Here is a 19,903-nt window from a genome sequence, read left to right on the forward strand (position 1 = left end):
TGAGGTGCATTGTGTAAACAGGCCTGGTGTTAATCGTTGTGGCATGGCACTTCACAGAAATGAGGCGTGCCCCGTGCAGGGTAAAACTTTCAATGGGGCATTCACACATTTTTTGACGAACACCCCCACCCGGCAAGACCCTCGCCAACTTGTCATGCTGAGCCCATGGCGAAGCATCTGTGCCAAAATTGACGATAGCACGGCTCAGCAAGATCCTTTCTTCCACCTTGCCCTGACTTTTGCCGAATGGGTCAGGATGACAACGCTCATGGGATACCGGGATGTTAGGTATGATCAGAACGGGGATATCAACAATGATTTTCTATCGGAAACATTGAGGGTTGGTGCAAAAGTTGGAGACGAAAAAGAATGTGAATTCTTTTGAGATGATTTGCACCAGCATCCCTTTGACTTCTCGCCAATGACAGCCATCACATAAAAAGCTTTGATTTTTGGCGTCGGCAAAATGCAGACCATGAGAAAAATTTTTCATCCCCAAATTTTGTGTATAACCTGGTGAATACTGTCATGCATTGCGTGTTTTTCTAAGGAATAAAAAGGAAATGAGCAGATTGCCTCTGTTTTAAGCATTGTATAAAGATTTTTTTATGCCCCTACAGGCAGTGGTGTAGGTTTTTTGGCGTAGGAGTAAAGGTAGAAATAGGACTTTTTTTCTTGACATGCGTCTCCATACCGATGCCCATTGATGTCCGTCAAAAAGAATACGCTGTCAATGATTTTCTTATCCACAGAATTTCTTTAAAGATGTTGATAAGACGGCCATGATGTCTGAGATTTTCAGGCCTTCGGTGAGGATTCATCCCTGCAGAACCAATCCCAAACGGAGTCGAAGTCTGCACCCGATTCCTGGACACCGCCAGGTTGGCATGGGAAAGAATGAAGGCTTTGAATCCTCTGATGAATCTCGGTAAGGTAGGCCTCCCTCGCTGAAAGCAGGAGATAACACATACATCCATATTGAACGCGGAGCGATCACCATGAAGGTCAGTGCCCTTGCAGGAAAACCCACCCAACCGTCCATGCTCGCCAACATCCCCCGGCTGATCACCGCCTATTACACGGGACGGCCTGACCCGTCGGTACCGGAACAACGGGTCGCTTTCGGCACATCGGGACACCGCGGCTCCTCCTTAAAGCTTTCCTTTAATGAAGCGCATATCCTGGCCACCACCCAAGCCATCTGCCTGTATCGTCAACAACAGCATATTGACGGCCCTCTCTTTTTAGGCATGGATACCCACGCGCTTTCGGAACCTGCCCTCGCAAGCACGCTCGAAGTACTCGCCGCCAATGGTGTGGTCGTGATGGTAGACCGCGATAACGGGTACACCCCGACACCGGTTATTTCCCATGCCATTCTGACCTACAACCGTGATCGAAAAACGGGATTGGCCGATGGCATTGTCATCACGCCCTCGCACAATCCGCCTGAAGACGGTGGTTTCAAATACAACCCGCCCCATGGCGGGCCGGCTGATGCCGACGTGACCACCTGGATCGAGAAACAGGCGAACGCGTTGCTGGCCGATGACCTGCGCGGAGTTCAGCGCGTTTCGTATGAGAAGGCACGACGCGCCTCAACCACACACAAGCATGATTATGTCGGCGCATATGTTGACGATCTGGGCGCCGTGATCGATATGGAGGCCATCCGCGACGCGAAGTTGTCCATTGGAGTGGATCCCCTCGGCGGAGCAGGGGTGGACTATTGGGGACCCATCACCGAGCGTTACGGATTCCCGGTCACGGTCGTGCATGAAGACGTGGATCCGACCTTTCGCTTCATGAATCTGGACTGGGATGGGAAGATTCGGATGGACTGTTCCTCACCCTACGCCATGGCCGGACTGATTGCCTTGAAAGACCGGTTCGACATTGCCTTCGCCAACGATACCGACCATGATCGGCATGGAATCGTTACGCGCACGGCGGGCCTGATGAATCCCAATCACTATCTCGCGGTGTCTATTTCATATCTGTTTACCCAACGCTCCGGCTGGCGGAAGGATGCCGCCGTCGGAAAGACGGTGGTGAGTAGCAGCATGATCGATCGAGTGGCCGCCAAGATTGGTCGGCGTCTCGTTGAAGTGCCGGTCGGATTCAAATGGTTTGTAGATGGACTGCTTGACGGGTCCGTCGGTTTTGGAGGAGAAGAGAGTGCCGGCGCATCCTTTTTGCGTCATGACGGAACCGTGTGGACGACCGATAAAGACGGCATCATTCTGGATCTATTGGCAGCAGAAATGATGGCCAAAACGGGTCGCGATCCCAGCCAACTCTACCTGGACCTCACCAAGGAATTAGGCGTCCCGGTCTACCAGCGCATCGATGCCCCGGCCACACCGGCGCAGAAGGCTATACTCAAAATACTTTCACCAGAGCAGATTCAAGCGACCGAACTGGCAGGGGAAAAGATTACCGGCATTCTGACCTCGGCACCGGGAACCGGCAGTGCCCTTGGGGGGCTGAAAGTCATGACGGAAAACGGATGGTTTGCCGCCCGCCCCTCTGGAACAGAGGATGTCTATAAAATTTATGCGGAGAGCTTTCGAGGTGACACGCATCTCAAGCAGATCCAGGAAGAGGCGCAGGCCCTGATTACCAAGGTTTTGAAATCAGCATCGTAATCAACTCCGTGTATTAAAAATCTTTAGGTTGACCATGCCACGTTTGTGCTTACTGGGTTTGGATGCCGGTGATTTCGACTATATTCAATCCCGAGCTTCTGCCTTACCGTGTTTACAGGAAAAATTGAAATCCGGAAACCTGGTCAAGCTTGATGTCCCGAAGGCCTTGAGTGGCTCCGTCTGGCCGACATTTTATAATGGAGCCGATCCAGGCGTGCATGGGATGTACCAGCACCTCGTGTGGGATGCAAAACGTATGGGGCTTCGCCGGATTGGAGCTGATTGGTCTTTTTATCATCCGTTTTGGCAGGACATAGAAAATACAGGCCACCATGTCGTCATCCTCGATGTTCCCTATAGTTTTCCAGTTGCCCTGAACAAGGGTCTAGAAATTACCGACTGGGCCACACACGGGCAAACCTATCCTCTTGGGTGTAGCCAGGAACGTGTAAAAGCCATCATCCAGAATATGGGCAACAGCCCTATTGGACGAGAAACCCCTATTCAAAAAACGTCCGGAGAACTGAAGACGATTCAACAACAACTGATCGCCAGTGCAGAGCTAAAAAGCCGTTTGATTATAGAGTTAATGCAAAAGGTGGAATGGGATTTATTCGTTGCCGTGTTTGCAGAAACACACCGTGGAGGACATGTGTTTTTCAGTAATGAAGATGAAAAGGCATTTGGCCCTGACACTCCGTTATTAAAGATTTACCAAGCCGTCGATCGGGCCTTAGCAAGAATTTTTGGTCATGTAGACGAGGAGACCACAATCGTCGTGTTTTCCGCTCATGGTATGACGAGGGATTATGCCCAGGGCCATATAGTCCGCCCGCTTATGAAAAGGATTAACGAGATTTTTCTAGAGAAATATTGCGGGGTTTCCCCTAAACGAAGGTTTCGAATGAACGGCCTTGTTCCCTACCTACGTAAGGTGGTGCCATCAAGATTACAATATGCCATCGGTGCCAGCTCACCGGATTTTGTCAGACAATGGGTGGTCGAAAAGGAAATTATTGGGGGATTAGATTGGTCATTGACCCCTGGATTCGCCTTGCGAACAGATATTAGAACGGAATTACGTCTCAATCTTATCGGCAGAGAATCACAAGGAATGTTGGCACCGCACAGTAAATTACATACCCACTATGTTGCTTTTCTCAAGAACGTTTTCTTGGAATTGCGCGATCGGGATACAAATGTACACCTCGTAGATGAAGTCGTTGATACCCAGGAAATATTTTCGGGAGATCGGAGTGGACTGCTTCCCGACTATGTCATCACCTGGAATGCCCGGCCATTCGTTAAACGGGTCTACTCTCCCCTGGTGGGAGAACTTACATTCGCACAACTTCCTGGCGCCCGGGGAGGGGATCATACCGATTACGGGTTTGCCATCATTCCTGATTCTGTCCGGGACCTTCACCCTCTCCATCATATTAAAGATTTAGCGGGCTGGAGTAAGCGTTTTGTGAATATGGACGGCTAAACCATTCCTCCCGCCAACGCAACTCACTCAAACCGCCACCTACCCGGTGTTGTGGTCAGAAGATTCGGGCGAGCATAATCCGACTTACCCAGTCGCGGTGGATACTGGCTTCAGACAAACACAACTCAGCCCTTACCAAAATCGAGCTTGAGCGCATGTCGAAAAGGAACCTTCAGAGGCCTCGGTGAGGAAAAATGATCTCCGTTGCAAAGATTCAATACGCTCTAGAATTCCCCCCCACGTTTCACTTTTGGGTGTCTATGAAGCTCCCGCTGGGGGCCATTGACGATTCCCGGCAACGTTGCCTTTTCGCATAGGCAATTCGGCCGACGACGAGCCGGCATAGACGTAACACTTGAAAACACTTTCAGAGATGAGGGAAACGAAGTATCTAGCTGAGTTACGATGACATTCGACCTGGACACCGACTATTCCCCAAAAGGGCGCAGAATGACCCAAGGGATCTTGTCCCTCTGAGGAAAATTTTGTCATTCTGTCCCATTCGTCAAGGCTCAGGGCAAGGTGAAACGAAGAATCTGGCTTAGCCGTGGACTCGTCACCCTGGGCACAGATCCTTCGCCGCTGGCTCAGGATGACCACCTGGTATGGCTCGCACTGGTCAATATGTATTCTCCTAACGTCAGCAGGGAGAACAATCAAAGTCACACACATCCCGTTGAACATTGTCATCCTGAGTGAAGCGAAGGATCTAGCTGAGCCGCAATGACGGTCAACCTGGCCACCGATCATTCCCCAAAATGGCACAGAGTAACCACCCGGTGAGACCGCCCTGTTTGAAAGATACCCTTTCTTGATCCCCTCCCCTTTGCCCCCTCAACCGAATCGCCTACACTGCTACCCGACAAGCCGAAAATATTTCAGGCGACCCAGGATTCGCATATCCCCATGACGAACAACTTTTCAAAACTCAGGATTATATGATCAACACAACGAACAAACCATCCGGTCTTCAACGACTGGCATTTTTTTCCTATGGATTTCGACCGTTTTTCCTGAGTGCCGCCGTCTTTGCCGGCATAGCCCTTCCTATCTGGGCCATGATTCTTTCCGGGGTAGACCGCACACATTTCCTCTATGTCCCGCGAGAATGGCATGTGCATGAAATGATCTTCGGCTTCCTTCCAGCCGTGATCGCGGGATTTCTTTTCACAGCCATGCCTAACTGGACGGATCGTCCTCCGATCAAAGGATTACCGCTGATGATGCTTTGGGCATTGTGGCTGGCAGGACGCCTGGTCATCGCCATACCCTGGCCTCCGCCATTGATCTGCGCCATCGTTGACGGAGCCTTTCTCATCGCCCTGGCCATCATTGTCTGGCGGGAAATTGCGATGGGGAAGGCGTGGGATCGTTCGCCAATCGGCATATTAATCAGTCTCTATGCAATCGCCAATCTGCTTTTTCACGTCCGCGCTCTAAGCGACGCGGCCACGGATCTCCCCGAGCGCATGGCGCTCTCGCTCATCATCCTGCTATTAGCGCTGATCGGTGGGCGCGTCATCCCCAGTTTTACCCTTGATTATCTGAACGAGCGCGGCATGCCCCAACAACCTCTCTCCTTTTCCCGTTTCGACGGTGCGTCGATCCTTCTTGCCGCCATCGCCGCAATCGCCTGGACGGTTCTGCCAGAGGGCATGGTGACCGGCTGGCTCCTGGTTCTGGCCGGGTTAATGAATCTGATTCGTCTGTTGCGCTGGTACGGCTGGATCACCTGGTGTGAACCGTTAGTGTTCATTCTACACGTGGGTTATGGGTGGCTGGCCATGTCGCTGCTCATCCTGGGAGCGGCGATTCTGGGGTTAGGATTGCGCCAGGAGGATGCGGTGCACGTGCTCACGACCGGCGCCGTGGGTTCGATGACCCTGGCGATCATGACCCGCGCCAGCCTGGGGCATACGGGACGGCCACGGCATGCAGGCACCATGACGGTCATGATCTACAGCTTGGTGAACCTGGGTGCACTGCTGCGGGTTTTTGGTCCGGCCACCGACCTCTCGACATCTCTGGTGCTTAGCATGTCGGCGATTATCTGGAGTAGTGCCTATGTGCTGTTCGCTTTTGTCTATGGACCGTACCTATTTGGCCCGAGCCTGGACGAGGAATAAAAACACACATCGCAAAAAACTTTACCTTCGTGTCGTCATGATGTTTGATGTTGCCGGGTTTCGCCCCGGCAGGCGAACTACTTTGGTTTCGGCCAAAGTAGTCAAAACCATTGACGCCCCGTCTGGCCTCATGAGAGCGGAGGGACGCCAAGTCCTAGGAGGGCGGACCAACTCGCCTGGCTCAAACAAGGCCCGCCAGCGGATAAGAGCGTCCCTCCGGTGGGCCAACCGACAGGCGTCGGATCAAGGAAGAAAAATGTTCATCAGGATTCATGGAAACGGCCGGGGCAGCACCACTCTCAACACAGTCAGGTAACTTTTTTGGGGTTATCCAACTTGACTAATTTCGTCATTTGCCCAAAAATTATTCTGCACAAACGGAAAGAAAATGGGGCACTAAGAGTTGGTAATTCCAACACGGGGAACCTAAGCACCATTTAGTTGATAGAGAGGAATGGACCCATGAATCCAAATCAAGCACTTTGGGAAAAAGGGGACTTTACCCGCATTGCCGAATCCATGCGAGAAAGCGGAGAGGCACTCGTCCAGCGACTTGGAATTAAACAAGGGCTTAAGGTCCTGGACCTCGGATGCGGGGATGGCACGACGGCCTTACCGGCGGCAAAACTTGGAGCAGAAGTGTTGGGCGTCGATATTGCCAGGAACCTGGTTGAGGCGGGAAACAAGCGGGCCAATGAACATGGCCTCACCAATTGCACGTTTCAGGAAGGCGATGCGTCCAATCTGCACCAGTTGCCGGATCGAACGTTTGACCTCGTCGTGAGTATCTTTGGAGCGATGTTTGCGCCGAATCCATTAAAGGTGGCCAAGGAGAAAGTGCGCGTAACCAGGCCGGGCGGTCGTATCGTGATGGGTAATTGGATTCCCAATGATCCGACCTTGGTGGCCCAGATTTTGAAAATCAGCTCCAGCTACACGCCGCCTCCACCGGAAGGCTTCATCAGCCCGATGACCTGGGGAGTCGAGAGCCAGGTGATCGAGCGATTTGCCGGTGCGGGAGTTCCGGCCGAGCGGATATCCTTTTCGCGCGACACGTTTACGTTCAACTATCCCATGGCACCCTCAGCATTCGTCGAGGAATTCAGGAAATACTACGGGCCAACGATGAATGCATTTGAAGCCGCAGAAAAAAACGGGCGAGCCGCTGACCTGCAGCAGGAACTGGAGGATTTGTTCAATAGTCAGAATAAAAGCGGGCGTAAGGATTCCACGTCGATTCCGGCGACTTTCCTGCTCGTGACTGTTGCGCTTTGAACCGTTACCGCAGGGGATCAAAGAGGTGTTGGTACAGGCCTGAACCTAGACAGTTTGATGATGTATATTGGGAATTTATTTTAGAGCCTGCCTGGGAAAGAGCGCGGATAGTTTCTTAGATCGCGAGTGTGCACCCTATTTTCATGTCAACGTTGATGTTCGATGTTGCCGGGTTTCGCCCCGGCAGGCGAGGTCCTTTTGTTTCGGCAAAAGGACCCAAAACCATTGACGCCCCGTCTGGCATTATTAAAGCGTAGGGACGCGAACTCAAGGAGGGCGGACCAACTCGCTCCGCTCAAACAAGGCCCGCCAGCGGATGAGAACGTCCCTACTTGGGCCAGCCGGCAGGCGTCGGATTAGAAGAGGAAAGTGTTCACCGAGATTCGCTCTCTATGGAAGTGTTGAATAATAATAATTTCCAAGGGCAGATTGACCCACAGACACGTGGCATATCAGAGGCCTCGGAACGGTTCAAAAAAGTTCGTCCAGCAAGGCCACGAATTGCTTGATAGGTCCTGAAAGGCCTCGCCGTTGTTTTGCGCGCAGAGCGTACTTCCAGTATGTGAGCACGGGAAAATGTCAAGAACGCCGCTGGCGGCATTTTTCAACAGCCCCTCTATAAAAAAGGCCCGGCCATCACCACTCTCGACAGATTCAGTAAACTTTTCTGAGTTATCCAACTTGACTAATTTCGACAATTGACGAAGAATTCGCGTGTTGTTTTTCCAGTTCGAAGGCTGGACTTTGAGGCTAGGAAAGAATGTCGTTATTTTCAGAAAATTCGATTGAGTGTTTTACGGACAGATATTGGCAGATCCGGGTCTTATGAGGATTCGCCTCCACAGTGTTAGCCGGCGGTTCTAGAACTTCTCGCAGCTGTGTGCAGGGGCTGCGCGCGCCCACAATTCTCATGATATTGGAGGTCTCAGGACAATGAACGAAGGCTGGCCAAGAGCCATCGAGGACGGGTTGATCCCGACCGACAACGCGATGGGGATCATGACCGAAGAACCCTCACCCGCGGCGGAGGCGTTTATCGAACTGGCCGCCCGGGCCAGTCGTCCGCTGCTGGAAATCGGCGCCGCTTACGGCAATGCCACGCTGCCGGCCCTGCGCGCCGGAGGCACGATGATCGCAAACGACCTCTCGGCCTCCCAGCTGAGCGTGCTGGCATCTACCGCGTCCATCTTGGATCGCAAGCGACTCGTGCTGATTCCAGCGCGGTTTCCCGAAGAGATCCGCCTCGGCGACGGCAGCTTGAGCGGAGTGCTTGCCGCACAAGTACTGCATTTTTTCGAGGGACCGACCGTCGATCTGGCCTTTCAGAGCGTTCTGCGCTGGCTTGAACCTGGTGGGGCGTTGTACCTGGTCGTGATGACACCTAGCTTGGGTTTCTACCGCACATTGCGGCCGGAGTATGAGAAGCGGGCGCGTAGCGGGGAACGCTGGCCGGGCATTTTTGACCCTCGCACCGTCGCCCCACCTGATTGGGCGGAGAGACTGCCGCCCTTGGTGCATCTCTTCGAGAAGGCCGTCCTGCACCGTTGTGCGGAGGAGGCCGGATTCATCGTGGAAAGCTTGGAATACTTTTGCTTTCGCCATTTCCCGGTGGAGTACCGCACCGACGGCCACGAGTATCTCACGCTTATCGCGCGGAAACCTGCCGCGGGTGCGGCCTAAACTACATTACCCATGCACCTATTTCTCGCTTACGGTAAGTATAGTTTCGACCATCTATGTCCCGCGCCAGTCTGGGCCTTTCTGAGCCCCCACGACACACAGGTCCGATGACGGCCGACCGATGTCGAACGAAGGGAAACGAGTCTTGTTGTCCGAGCCCTGGTGGGGAGTATCTGGGAAATATCCTATTCAGACGATCAAAAGTGCGATCGTATAGCTTCAGTCGCTGTTCGACACATGGCATGTTCCAGAGCCGGACGGGTCATGGGCGTATGTGACGTTGAGGCCAACACGGGGCTCTCTCTCCCCTGCTCTAGGTTTTGCGGGATGTCATCCGGCCAGAATTGTTCCCTTCTGATTTCCCGGCCATTTTTATCCCGATAGACCAGCTCATCGGTAACCAGATCGTATTCCGGTATGTCGGTCTGCTCCCAACGCTGCATGAAATATTGATAACACAACGTGTACAGTCCGTGATCGTTTGCGTTGTGCCGCAGCACGTATTCCGGCATCTCCTGAATATCCAGATCGGTATGGTAATGCTGCATCCAGAGGTAGTCTCCAAGGATGACCAATTTTAGAAGCGGAGGATCCGAATAGAGTTTCAGTTTGACGGATTTTCCGACCCCCTGAAGCCTTTTGAGCAACTCAATGCTTTGCCTGACGCCCGCTCGATATTTCTCAATGGACATCATCGGATCCGCAATCGCCCGGATCCGTGCACTGGCCCCCTGGCTAAAGGGATTCACCAGCATGATGTTGGCTCCCAGGCATTTATCCAGAATGGTCGATAAGTCTCCCACCTGATCACGCAACGTGTCATACCCACTTGACCCGATGACCAGGACGGTCCGGCCACGCCCCTGGGTCTGCCTAAGTTTGCGAATCCCATCCTCAGCCCGCCGCGCCCGTTTGGGGAAAAACGACACGAAGCCCGCATCAATGGCCATTTTGGCCAGCTTCCGGTCCTGCCAACTCCGTCTGATATAGGTCATCACCACAATGAGTAACGCCGCGACGCCGATCTCCAAGGCCACGATCGACATTTTTTCCTTCTCCACCCTTGTCCAATAGGTCAGAAAACTTCTGGCCACGGTCGGGAGCGACAACGCAATCCCCGCACTCAGGCACAAAATCACAATATGATAGCCAATGTCTGAGGCATTCTTGATACCCTCACCAATTTTGGCCACAATCTTTTTTCCCATCACTTTTCCTTCTTTCTTTTCACAAGAAAACTACAAATAATTTACACTCACAATTCAACATATTCAGATACCAGCCCACTCTGACAACCGTTACTGCTCTATCACACAACTCCTGGATCCTTGTGGGATTTTTCTGCCTTCAGAAGACCACGGAGGGTTTGCACAAAAAAATCGTGTAAGTCCCTGTTTCCATCTCGAGGGGGCCTGTCGCCCCGGAAAGAAGAGGTCTTACACGATACGTTTTACGGTATCACAGAGTTTTCACTCCGACAAGCCAGGCATATGAATGCCAGGCTTATTCTTTCTTCTACCTCCACTCCTTCGAATGATGAACATTACTGAGATTTCCTTACTCATATACCGAAGCTGCAAGTGACTTCAATCAGTCGCAGTCTCTGCATTCATTTTTTATTTGGTGGTACCAGATCGAAACGAAGCAACGGCCGATGATCTATCGGAGCAACAGCGTCGGAACTTTAGCGGAACGGAATAAGTTGGAGGTTTTGCTGCCGAAAACCAGGCTCCGAAGAGGACAAGGGTAGAATGTAAGGGATAGTGGCCACCGTCCTTTCACTGAGGAGCGGAGAGTTCATCCTGGGCTACATGGCCGCGCATGGACTTCTCCGTAATATTGTCCTGGATTTCCCGGGCGATGACCCGTGCCAAGATCTCAGTCGGCAGGGCACCCATGGGGAGCCCCTTCGTCTCCTCAAAGAAAGGATCATCAGGCGAGGCCGATCGGTGAATATTGATCAACACCGTGGCCGGTTGAATGGTTTTGTCCTCTTCGCCTGCGGTGATGGACTGCTCTTTGGGGACCACCCGGGTTCGCGTGGCCCAATCCCGATTATGAATGTCCGCAAAGGCGACGTTCCAGATTTTGCCATTAAGCAGACTCCTCACCGCCTTCGGGGTCTGTTCCTGAAAGTCCGGTTCCCGCACAATTTTTTGCAGGGCTTCGCGTACCCGAATGTCATACAACTTGGTGGTGAAATCGGGTTGCGCCGGAGGAATCCGGGTGGTGGAACCGGTTTCATAATAGGGTTGCCCTTCCAAACTATTATGCCGGTCGGTGGTGGTTAAATAGGTACGAAACAAGGCTTGAAGCAATTGTTCACGGTCCTCTCCTGACATTGCCGCAATCTCTTGATTGGTCTTGATCGGGGCCTGCTTAAGGTCGCTGGGGAACAGCTTCGCTTGACGTTTCGGGGTCGTGTCGCTTTTGCTCACCACCCATTGAAATTCTCTGGCCAGCACCGGCACCAGTTGTTCCGGATGATTGAGATAGCCCTCTTCTTCCAGTGCGGACGCACTAATGAGGAGATTGACTTGATTGGGCTGTGAGGTGCGGGCCACCAACAATAAAAATTCTTTCCCCTCCCGATTCACGACCTTCGGTTCAATAATGACTTTCTGCAGCGCCCCTTTGTTTAGCGCTTCATCAAATCTGGCGTAGTCAGTCCGATGTTCCATCAAGTGATTGAACGCCCCAATAACCGTCTGGAGCGCGTCATCGGCTCTGGCTAGTTTCGCGCCGCCTTGTTCATCCGTCCCGATTCCCCCGGAAAGATAAATCTGAAACGGCGCACCCGCAATATCATGCTCCACAGATTTTTCGGTTACGGAATCCGAAACCACATGATGCTCTTCGGAGCCTTTATGGCTGCCCATGGCCAACGGAACGACCGCTCCCATCCATAGGAATACCAAGATCGTCCCACCAAGCCTACTCGCCCAGGATCGCTTACTGGCGTGGGGTCCAATGCGGTGAACGGATCCTGGATCACAAAAGAGCTCTTGCCCCATGCCTGCTGTCCGATATGCCTGTGAATGGAGGGGGGTTCCGAGAAATACGCCATGGCGTTTCACTGCCTTTTCCTCCCTTTGCTATTACTTCACTGAAATGACAGACCGGCCTCCAATTGATACTTTACACCCTCATGATGGGGTTATGCTTTCCTCCCGTTCCACGAATCATGAAGACCCTTTACATTTTTTGTTCTGCAGGGGGAGCCCTATTCCCTCTTGAGGACATCAGGATGGTACCATCCCGTCAGAAACAAGGAAGGCGTTTTGTTCTGACCTCTCGATCCATTTTGGATCTGAGATTCGCCCGAAACCATCTCAATCGGGATCCTCAACATGCTTTGGCAAGTCCTTGCTGAATTGGTCCTTCTCATCCACTTTGCCTTCATTGCCTTTGTATTGTTCGGGGGGATTCTCGCGATTTGGTGGCGGTGGATCCCCTGGGTTCATCTTCCTGCCGCACTGTGGGCGGCGGCCTTGGAATTTGGGGGGTGGATCTGCCCTCTTACGCCCCTGGAAAACCGGCTCCGACAGGCCAGTGGTGAGGCCGGTTATAGTGGAGGATTTCTTGAGCATTATGCCTTGCCCATCATTTACCCAAAAGGCCTTACCCCGGATATGCAATTTTGGCTGGGCTTCGTCGTCGTCCTTTTTACGCTGGTGACCTATGGGTTTGTATGGGGGAGAAGAACCAAAATTATTTAATTTCCCTCAGCCACCCCTCAGCGTTTACGTTGAAACATACATTATTCCATCATCATATTCTTTAAACACATAGGGTGCATCTCAGGCCCATTTTCCCTGAGATATAAATTAAAGCTATACATTACATTTAACTTTAACTACCTACTCTTTAAAATCGTCATTTGCCGCTGCCATAAAGGTGAATATACATTTCAATGCTATAATGAATTATTTCATTTGCATGAGTCTCAATCGTGAGTACCGCACTTTATTTTTCGTTCAAAGAGAATCGCCGGCAAAACAACTTAAAGTTAAAACTAAACCATTGCATTATATTTATATAGGCAAAAATTGACCATGGTCTCCTGTCCTGTCCCCCTGTTTTTAGGGCATCACGCCCCTCCCCGTTAGGCAGTCTGTTCGATGTGTGGCAGAAACTTTCCATTCCAGGTCATGACGACACGGTCCTCTCCTTTGTCACCCTTAATCTTCTCGACGGTGAGCTTAAAATCAATCGCCGACATAATCCCATCACCGAACTGCTCATGCAGGATGTCCAGAATGGACTCCCCATAATGGGCGCACACTTCAGTCATGCGGTAAATATGTGGCTCCTGCAGGACCGACGGATCATAGGATCGCATGGGAAACTCCCGCATCGCTTCAAGCAAATTTCCTGTGAGTCCCGGGACCAGCTTGACGAGCTTGATCTCGGTATCCTTCTTGAGTTGCGCCTGCAATCGGAATAACTGGGCAACATAGACATTACACAGCCCGAGGGCTGCTGCTAACTGGTCGTACGTCTTTCCTGAGGCCTTTTTCGCTGCAAGCAGTTGGCCGACAAGTTCCTTTTTATTCATTCTCACTCCCTACCCCTTTCAAGCCACCGAATGGTTGATATTCTCATGAACCCCATTAAGTTGAAATACTCTTCTCTGCCTCAGGTCCTGACAATACGTTAGGCGGGGAGTATGGACGTGTCAATCTAATATTCACGCACCTGCGTGGGTCCGGTAGGTGCAGGAGAGACCATGAAGCCTTGCCGGATTTCCCTTCCAAAGAGGAAGCGCTCCAGCGGTCCAAGGAGTTTCCGCGTACCAATTCCCATTACCCTCCCCGGTCCTGCTCATGTTTTAGGCAATTCCTGGTTTCATTCTCCTCAAATCTCCCTTTATCCCGTAATACTTCCCTCCGCCACCTCCTAAACTGAGGAGGCCTTTATGAGGAAAAAAGAGCATAAATACACAATTTATAGCCTCCTGACCCCTCCCTATTTCACCATGGTTCTGGTAGGTTAGAGACTTCTTTTTTGGAGCAAGCTATGGCAGCGCGCGTGGTCATTACCGGGCTTGGCATCGTCTCCCCTATCGGGGTTGGCGTTCCTACGTTTTGGAAGTCCGCCCTGCAGGGTAAAACGGGGATAACAGCGATCTCATCTTTTGGGGATTTCCCCATGGAGTCCTATCGCTCCAGGGTTGGGGGGCAGGTTTCCGACTTTGGCCTTCCCGATCCTTCAGAAGATAAATTCTCATCGCGTGTGGACCGCTATGCACAATTTGCCCTTGCCGCCACACGGGAAGCCATTCAGGATAGTGGACTGGACCTTGAGAAGGAACCGGCTGAACGGATGGGAGTGATGGCCGGTGTGGGCATGGGCGGGATGATGATGGGGGAACGTGAACTCACCACCCTCTATCAGTCCCGTAAGCCACATCGGGTGCATCCGAACTTTATCCCGACCATTACGCTCAACTCTGCCTCTGGCATTCTGGCGTTGGCTTTTGGGGCAAGGGGCCCTAATCTCACCATTTCTACGGCCTGCTCCTCCAGCATTCATTCTATTGGACAAGCCCTACAGGCCATTCGCCTGAACCAGGCAGACGTCGTCATTGCCTCAGGAGCGGACGCCAGCATTACCCCGTTGGTATTTGCCGGCTTTTGCTCATTACGTGCCTTATCCACCAAATATAATGACCACCCCGATCAGGCCTCCAGGCCATTTGATCAAGGGCGGGACGGATTTGTGATGGGGGAAGGGGCCGGCACCCTGATCTTGGAATCCCTTCGCCATGCGACCCGTCGAAAAGCGAAAATATATGCGGAACTGGCCGGATATGCCGCCACCAGCGAAGCGTATCATATGGTGATTCCCAGAGAGGATGGCTCCGATATTGCGCGAACCGTTACCTTGGCATTGAAAGACGCCGGGGTTTCGCCCTCACAGGTAGACTATGTGAATGCCCATGCGACATCCACCGTGGTCGGAGACGATGTCGAGGTCAAAGGGTTACGGGCGGTGTTCGGAAAACGCCTGAATACCATCATGGTCAATGCCACCAAATCGCTCATTGGCCATACACTGGGAGCGGCCGGAGCGATCGGGACAATAGTCTCGGCCTTATCCATTCAAACTGGTATAATACATCCCACTGTAAACTATGATGACCCGGATCCCCATTGTGCCTTGCCGGGCCTTTCTACTAAGGTACAAAAAAAATCCGTTCGCGTGGGGTTGGTGAATGCCTTCGGTTTCGGAAGTAACAATGCGGTTCTGGTCTTAAAAAAGTTTTCATGAAATCTTCCGTCAACAAATCCTCTCAACTCAGTCAGCAGGTGTACCACACCCTCGGTAAATACCTTCAACGCGACCCGAAAGATCTACATCCTGAAGATTCGCTTCGTGATGATTTGGGGTTGGACTCTCTGCAAACCATCGAATTAGTCTATGAAGTCGAATCGGCTTTTGATCTTCAAATACCGGATGAGGACTTCGGGCGTTTAACGACCATCGGCGCAGTCATCCTTTATCTGGATGAACGAATACATGGTAAAGGGAGCGCCCTCTCCGGCCCTCAAGCCACACCGTCGGCCAAGAATTCACGCCCGACTCCACTTGGCAAAAAACCCAAAAGCCGTCCCACTTCAAAAAAATCGCGCACATGACGATATCGTCTTCCTCACGAACCGTGAATATTCCCCTTCAGGAATTAGCCCAAGCCATTCATGCCACCATTCACGGATCCTCTGACATTTTGATATCCGGTCTCTCCCATCTCGAAGGAGCCTCTTCCGGAGATATCTCCTTTGTCTTGAAGGCATCCTTCCAAAAACCGGCGCGTCAGTCACAGGCTGCAGCCTTAATTGTCACAGAGCCTATCCCCGACGACCCTCGACCACAACTCATCGTTCCGAATCCACTGGTCGCCGTCACGACGTTGGCTCAAAAATTTTTCCTCCCCCCTCTTCCACCACGTGGCATTCATCCCAGTGCTGTCTCCGGACTCGATGTGCGCATTGGTCCGGATGTCTCAATTGGCGCCCTCGTCACAATTGGAGACCGTGTGCTCATCGGGTCCGGTGTCACCATCCATGCCGGAGTTCATGTTGGCGACGATGCTATTATCGGGGACGAGTGCATCCTGTATCCCCATGTCTCGCTACTGACCAAGTGTGTCATCGGCAATCGCGTCATTGTACACAGCGGCACTGTCATCGGGAGCGATGGGTTCGGTTATGTGCAACACGAAGGCCGTCACCACAAAATCCCCCAATTGGGCCATGTGATCATTGAAGATGATGTTGAGCTCGGGGCCAATGTGACCGTGGATCGGGCAACCTTTGGAAGTACCGTTATTAAGCGCGGCACAAAAATCGACAACCAGGTGCAGATCGCCCATAACGTGGTGATCGGGGAAGACTGTATTCTCGTCGCACAGGTAGGAATTGCGGGCAGTACTACATTAGGGCGCCACGTCATGGTGGGTGGCCAGGCCGGCCTGGTCGATCATGTCACCATCGGTGATCAAGTGAAAATTGCGGCGGGTTCGGGGGTAACCAATAATGTAAAATCCGGTCAGATTGTGGGTGGTCGGCCGGCGGTCGAACATGGCATCTGGCGACGGTCACAGGTTCTTCAATACCAACTCCCCGAATTACGCAAGGAACTCCGGGCTCTTCAGAAACAGGTCCAACATCTTGAATCGCTTCTCCCGGACCAATCTGCATCCATGTCTCCACCGGTCAAACGCCGTTCAACCTCAAAGCCCTAATCCCCCAGAGCGGACCCATGACCCAACAGCCGTAAGGCTTTATCTCTTTTTGCGTGCTGGCAGCAACACCACTCCTTTCCAAAAAAACAACTTTGCCCAAAAATAGCCTGCCCAGGGCAGGGCAAACGCGGCGACCGGCTCCATATAACCCGTGGCCACGGTTAATCCGGAAAGCGCAAAAAACATTACGATCCCCAGAAAGTACCAGAGCGGAACCAATCCACGACCTCGATGCTCAATGTCATGCTCCGTGATGGCTTTCTTTGCCTTACGGACCGACCGTTGGCTATAGGCTTTCATGCGACTGGCGAAATGTCCGGGAAACTCCCGCAAAAGATACTGTTGGTATTTTGTTTGAATGATCCCCACAAGCACCCCGGCGATAATGAGGGCCGAGCTGTAGGTAAAGGTTTCCCATCCATACGTTCCTGCCCAGAATTGAAAGCCTAAGGCGATCACTCCGACGACAACCGAAATCAATCCCAACAAACTGGCAGGAAGCAGAATATTGGTTCGGACAAACTCTTGGGCTTTTTCCGTATCGTCCTCATGACGTTTAGCCGTGATCATTTTTGGCATACGTTGGTCTCCACATACAGTCTAGTCGGAAGAGGTTGAACTTGCCTCAGGATTCGTCTCATCCAACCCATCGTCTTCCGCATCGGGAATGCGATAGCGCTCACTCAACCATCCCTCCAAATCCAGCAATTGACATCGCTTGGAACAAAAGGGTCGAAAGACATTACCTTCCCATTGTTCCACGTTGCCACACATCGGACATTTCACGGTCATGTCGTTCCTCCCGAGGGAGTGTGGAAAACACGTGTTGCACCCTTGAAGGGACTTCTATCGATGCCTTCTCGCCCTCTGGCCATGCTCACGTCCTCCTCCGTACCCTCCGCCCGCCCAAAACGGCGGCGACCTTTTCTTCGAGAGGCTTCAGGGCAGGGCTGGACACGACTTTTTGTCCCCTCACTTATGGCTTCCGCTGCCGGGTGCTGTCACTCATTTAGTCATGAAAAGAAAAAATTCGAAAATTATTCAACCGTCCTTCGGATACACACGGCCCCTTCGTTCATGCCTGCACGCATAGGCCGACAGACCACAGGCTTGGGCAAGTCAGTTTTGTGCGGTGCCATGTTAGACATGAAATTGGGCTTCATACAAACCGGCATACAATCCCCCTCTCGCCAGTAAGGTTGCATGATCGCCTTCTTCAACGATCTGACCATGTTCCAGGACCACAATTCGATCAACGGTTTGCAGAGTCGACAACCGATGGGCCACGATAAAGGTCGTCCGCCCACGCATCAACTCATCCATCGCAATGCGAATCTCGACTTCGGTTTCGGTGTCAATATTGGAGGTGGCTTCATCCATGACCACAATGGGTGGATTTTTGAGCAGCACCCTGGCAATGGCGATACGCTGTTTTTGCCCAACGGACAATTTCACCCCGCGCTCCCCGATCCAGGTGTCATACCCGTCAGGAAGCGCTTGAATAAATTCATGCGCTTGCGCAACGCGCGCCACCGCTTCTATTTGGTCGTGCGATGCCGACAAGTCTCCATAGGCCAGATTGGCCCGCACGGTGCCATTGAATAAAAATGGCTCTTGCTGCACAAAGCCGATTTGTTCCCGAAGGTAGAATAACGGGAGATGACGAATATCGTATCCATCCAGTTCAATCGCTCCCTCCCCTACATCGTAATACCGGAAGAGCAGTTTCATGAGCGTACTCTTTCCCACTCCGCTCGGCCCGACCAAAGCCACATGCTCCCCCGCCTCCACCGACAGTGAAAGATGTTCATAGACCGGCATCTCCCGCCGATAGGCAAATGCCATATCCTTCCATTCGACTTTTCCCGACAACCGGGGTTGAACGGGACGAAGGTGTCCCTGGTCCGGCACGGCCGGCTCTGCATCTAAGATATCGAACACCCGTTCACTGGCTGCCAAGGCATGCTGCAATAAATGATTCACCGAATGGATTTGATTGACCGGGGTATAAAACAATACCAGGTAAGATAAAAACATCACTAATTCACCGGTGGAAAGACGACCGGCTACTACCTCACCCGCCCCATACCAGACAATCAAGACGGTTCCCAGGCTTCCGATGAAAATCATTCCCGGAGAATAAATCGACCATAAATACATCGCTTTCAGATTCGCCTGGCTGTACTTGTGGCTCATATCACGGAAACGCGTCTGTTCGTAGGGTTGTCGATTGAATCCCATGGTTTCCCGAATCCCGGACAAGGAATCCTGCAGATAGCCATTGAGTTCAGCCGCCTGCTGACGTATTTCGTGATAATACCGATGGACACGGCGGGTAAATCCTACGCCCCCGATAATTAAAATTGGAATCGGCAGCAGCACGAGAACGGCCATTTTCCAGTTCAGCATAAATAAAATAGTGGTAATGCCAACCAGGGTTAACGTAGCCGTTAACATGCCCTCAAGCCCGTCAATAAAAATTCGTTGCACATGCTCCGTATCGTTCACAACACGCGACATGATTTCACCCGTCGATCGGTTTTCATAATAAGTCAACGACAAGCGTTGCAGGGCCGCGAACACTTGTTGTCGAAGCCGATGCACCACCCGTTGCTCAAGCGTGTTGTTGAACCGGATTCTGAGAGAATTGCAGAGATTCTTCAATCCATAGGCCAGGAATAATCCAACCAGCACCCAGGTCAGAACATCCATATTTTTTGCCGGGATGACGTCATCAATCACGATTTTGATGAGCCAGGGTGGGAGCAGTTCCAATGCCGTCGTTACCCCGGCAAAGAAGAAGGTGACGCACACGAGCCCCCGATAGGGGGCCAAGTACGACAGAACTCGGAGGAGTGATTTCACGGGACGCTTAGAAACCTTTTTCGTCGACAGATGGCGTGATCCTGATAGGAATCACGGAAACACACTCGTGGAA

Annotated in this window: 16 protein-coding genes; 10 read left to right on the forward strand and 6 right to left on the reverse strand. The window is 52.1% G+C overall.

Annotation, left to right across the window (positions count from 1 at the left end):
• Positions 1-73 precede the first annotated feature (73 nt).
• From PP769_RS16960 to PP769_RS16985, 6 genes are all read left to right on the forward strand, one after another.
• Positions 74-385, forward strand: a complete 312-nt coding sequence (locus tag PP769_RS16960; protein WP_312642367.1) for a hypothetical protein — start codon at positions 74-76, stop codon at positions 383-385.
• Positions 386-998: 613 nt separating this feature from the next.
• A complete protein-coding gene (gene pgm, locus PP769_RS16965; protein ID WP_312642369.1) occupies positions 999-2,648 on the forward strand; it encodes a phosphoglucomutase (alpha-D-glucose-1,6-bisphosphate-dependent) in 1,650 nt (549 codons plus the stop codon).
• Between the two features lie 34 nt (positions 2,649-2,682).
• Positions 2,683-4,137, forward strand: a complete 1,455-nt coding sequence (locus PP769_RS16970; RefSeq protein ID WP_312642371.1) for an alkaline phosphatase family protein — start codon at positions 2,683-2,685, stop codon at positions 4,135-4,137.
• Positions 4,138-5,075: 938 nt separating this feature from the next.
• Positions 5,076-6,263 (forward strand): NnrS family protein, encoded by a 1,188-nt coding sequence (locus PP769_RS16975; RefSeq protein ID WP_312642373.1) that lies wholly within the window; start codon positions 5,076-5,078, stop codon positions 6,261-6,263.
• A 462-nt stretch (positions 6,264-6,725) separates the two neighbouring features.
• Positions 6,726-7,538 (forward strand): class I SAM-dependent methyltransferase, encoded by an 813-nt coding sequence (locus tag PP769_RS16980; protein WP_312642375.1) that lies wholly within the window; start codon positions 6,726-6,728, stop codon positions 7,536-7,538.
• Positions 7,539-8,471: 933 nt separating this feature from the next.
• Positions 8,472-9,218: a class I SAM-dependent methyltransferase gene (locus PP769_RS16985; RefSeq protein ID WP_312642377.1), complete on the forward strand. Its 747-nt coding sequence runs from the start codon at positions 8,472-8,474 to the stop codon at positions 9,216-9,218.
• 197 nt (positions 9,219-9,415) lie between these two features.
• Here PP769_RS16985 and PP769_RS16990 read toward each other — a convergent pair whose 3' ends face one another.
• On the reverse strand, positions 9,416-10,426 hold the full coding sequence (locus PP769_RS16990) for a hypothetical protein (protein ID WP_312642379.1): 1,011 nt from the start codon (positions 10,424-10,426) through the stop codon (positions 9,416-9,418).
• Between the two features lie 570 nt (positions 10,427-10,996).
• Positions 10,997-12,295, reverse strand: a complete 1,299-nt coding sequence (locus PP769_RS16995) for a hypothetical protein (protein WP_312642381.1) — start codon at positions 12,293-12,295, stop codon at positions 10,997-10,999.
• A gap of 273 nt (positions 12,296-12,568) precedes the next feature.
• On the opposite strand from PP769_RS16995, the gene PP769_RS17000 reads away from it, so the two are divergent.
• Positions 12,569-12,937, forward strand: coding sequence for a DUF2784 domain-containing protein (locus PP769_RS17000; RefSeq protein WP_312642383.1), 369 nt, complete (start codon positions 12,569-12,571; stop codon positions 12,935-12,937).
• 386 nt (positions 12,938-13,323) lie between these two features.
• On the opposite strand, the gene cynS is transcribed toward PP769_RS17000, so the two are convergent.
• A complete protein-coding gene (gene cynS / locus PP769_RS17005) occupies positions 13,324-13,776 on the reverse strand; it encodes a cyanase (protein ID WP_312642385.1) in 453 nt (150 codons plus the stop codon).
• 461 nt (positions 13,777-14,237) lie between these two features.
• Between cynS and fabF the strand changes: the two genes are divergently transcribed.
• The 3 genes from fabF to lpxD are packed head-to-tail and all read left to right on the forward strand — an operon-like array spanning position 14,238 to position 16,965.
• Positions 14,238-15,491 (forward strand): beta-ketoacyl-ACP synthase II, encoded by a 1,254-nt coding sequence (gene fabF, locus PP769_RS17010; protein ID WP_312642387.1) that lies wholly within the window; start codon positions 14,238-14,240, stop codon positions 15,489-15,491.
• Entirely contained in the window at positions 15,488-15,859 is a 372-nt protein-coding gene (locus tag PP769_RS17015) for an acyl carrier protein (RefSeq protein ID WP_312642389.1), read from the forward strand. Before fabF ends, PP769_RS17015 begins: the two co-directional genes overlap by 4 nt.
• Positions 15,856-16,965 (forward strand): UDP-3-O-(3-hydroxymyristoyl)glucosamine N-acyltransferase, encoded by a 1,110-nt coding sequence (gene lpxD, locus PP769_RS17020; protein WP_312642391.1) that lies wholly within the window; start codon positions 15,856-15,858, stop codon positions 16,963-16,965. Before PP769_RS17015 ends, lpxD begins: the two co-directional genes overlap by 4 nt.
• A gap of 39 nt (positions 16,966-17,004) precedes the next feature.
• On the opposite strand, the gene PP769_RS17025 is transcribed toward lpxD, so the two are convergent.
• The 3 genes from PP769_RS17025 to PP769_RS17035 all read right to left on the reverse strand — a co-directional run bounded on the left by PP769_RS17025 (position 17,005) and on the right by PP769_RS17035 (position 19,830).
• On the reverse strand, positions 17,005-17,544 hold the full coding sequence (locus PP769_RS17025) for a hypothetical protein (RefSeq protein ID WP_312642393.1): 540 nt from the start codon (positions 17,542-17,544) through the stop codon (positions 17,005-17,007).
• A 21-nt stretch (positions 17,545-17,565) separates the two neighbouring features.
• Positions 17,566-17,757: a DNA gyrase inhibitor YacG gene (locus tag PP769_RS17030; protein WP_312642395.1), complete on the reverse strand. Its 192-nt coding sequence runs from the start codon at positions 17,755-17,757 to the stop codon at positions 17,566-17,568.
• 348 nt (positions 17,758-18,105) lie between these two features.
• Positions 18,106-19,830 (reverse strand): ABC transporter ATP-binding protein, encoded by a 1,725-nt coding sequence (locus PP769_RS17035; RefSeq protein WP_312642397.1) that lies wholly within the window; start codon positions 19,828-19,830, stop codon positions 18,106-18,108.
• Positions 19,831-19,903: the final 73 nt, after the last annotated feature.

This window comes from Candidatus Nitrospira allomarina (genome assembly GCF_032050975.1).
In the GTDB taxonomy this organism is placed as follows: domain Bacteria; phylum Nitrospirota; class Nitrospiria; order Nitrospirales; family UBA8639; genus Nitrospira_E; species Nitrospira_E allomarina.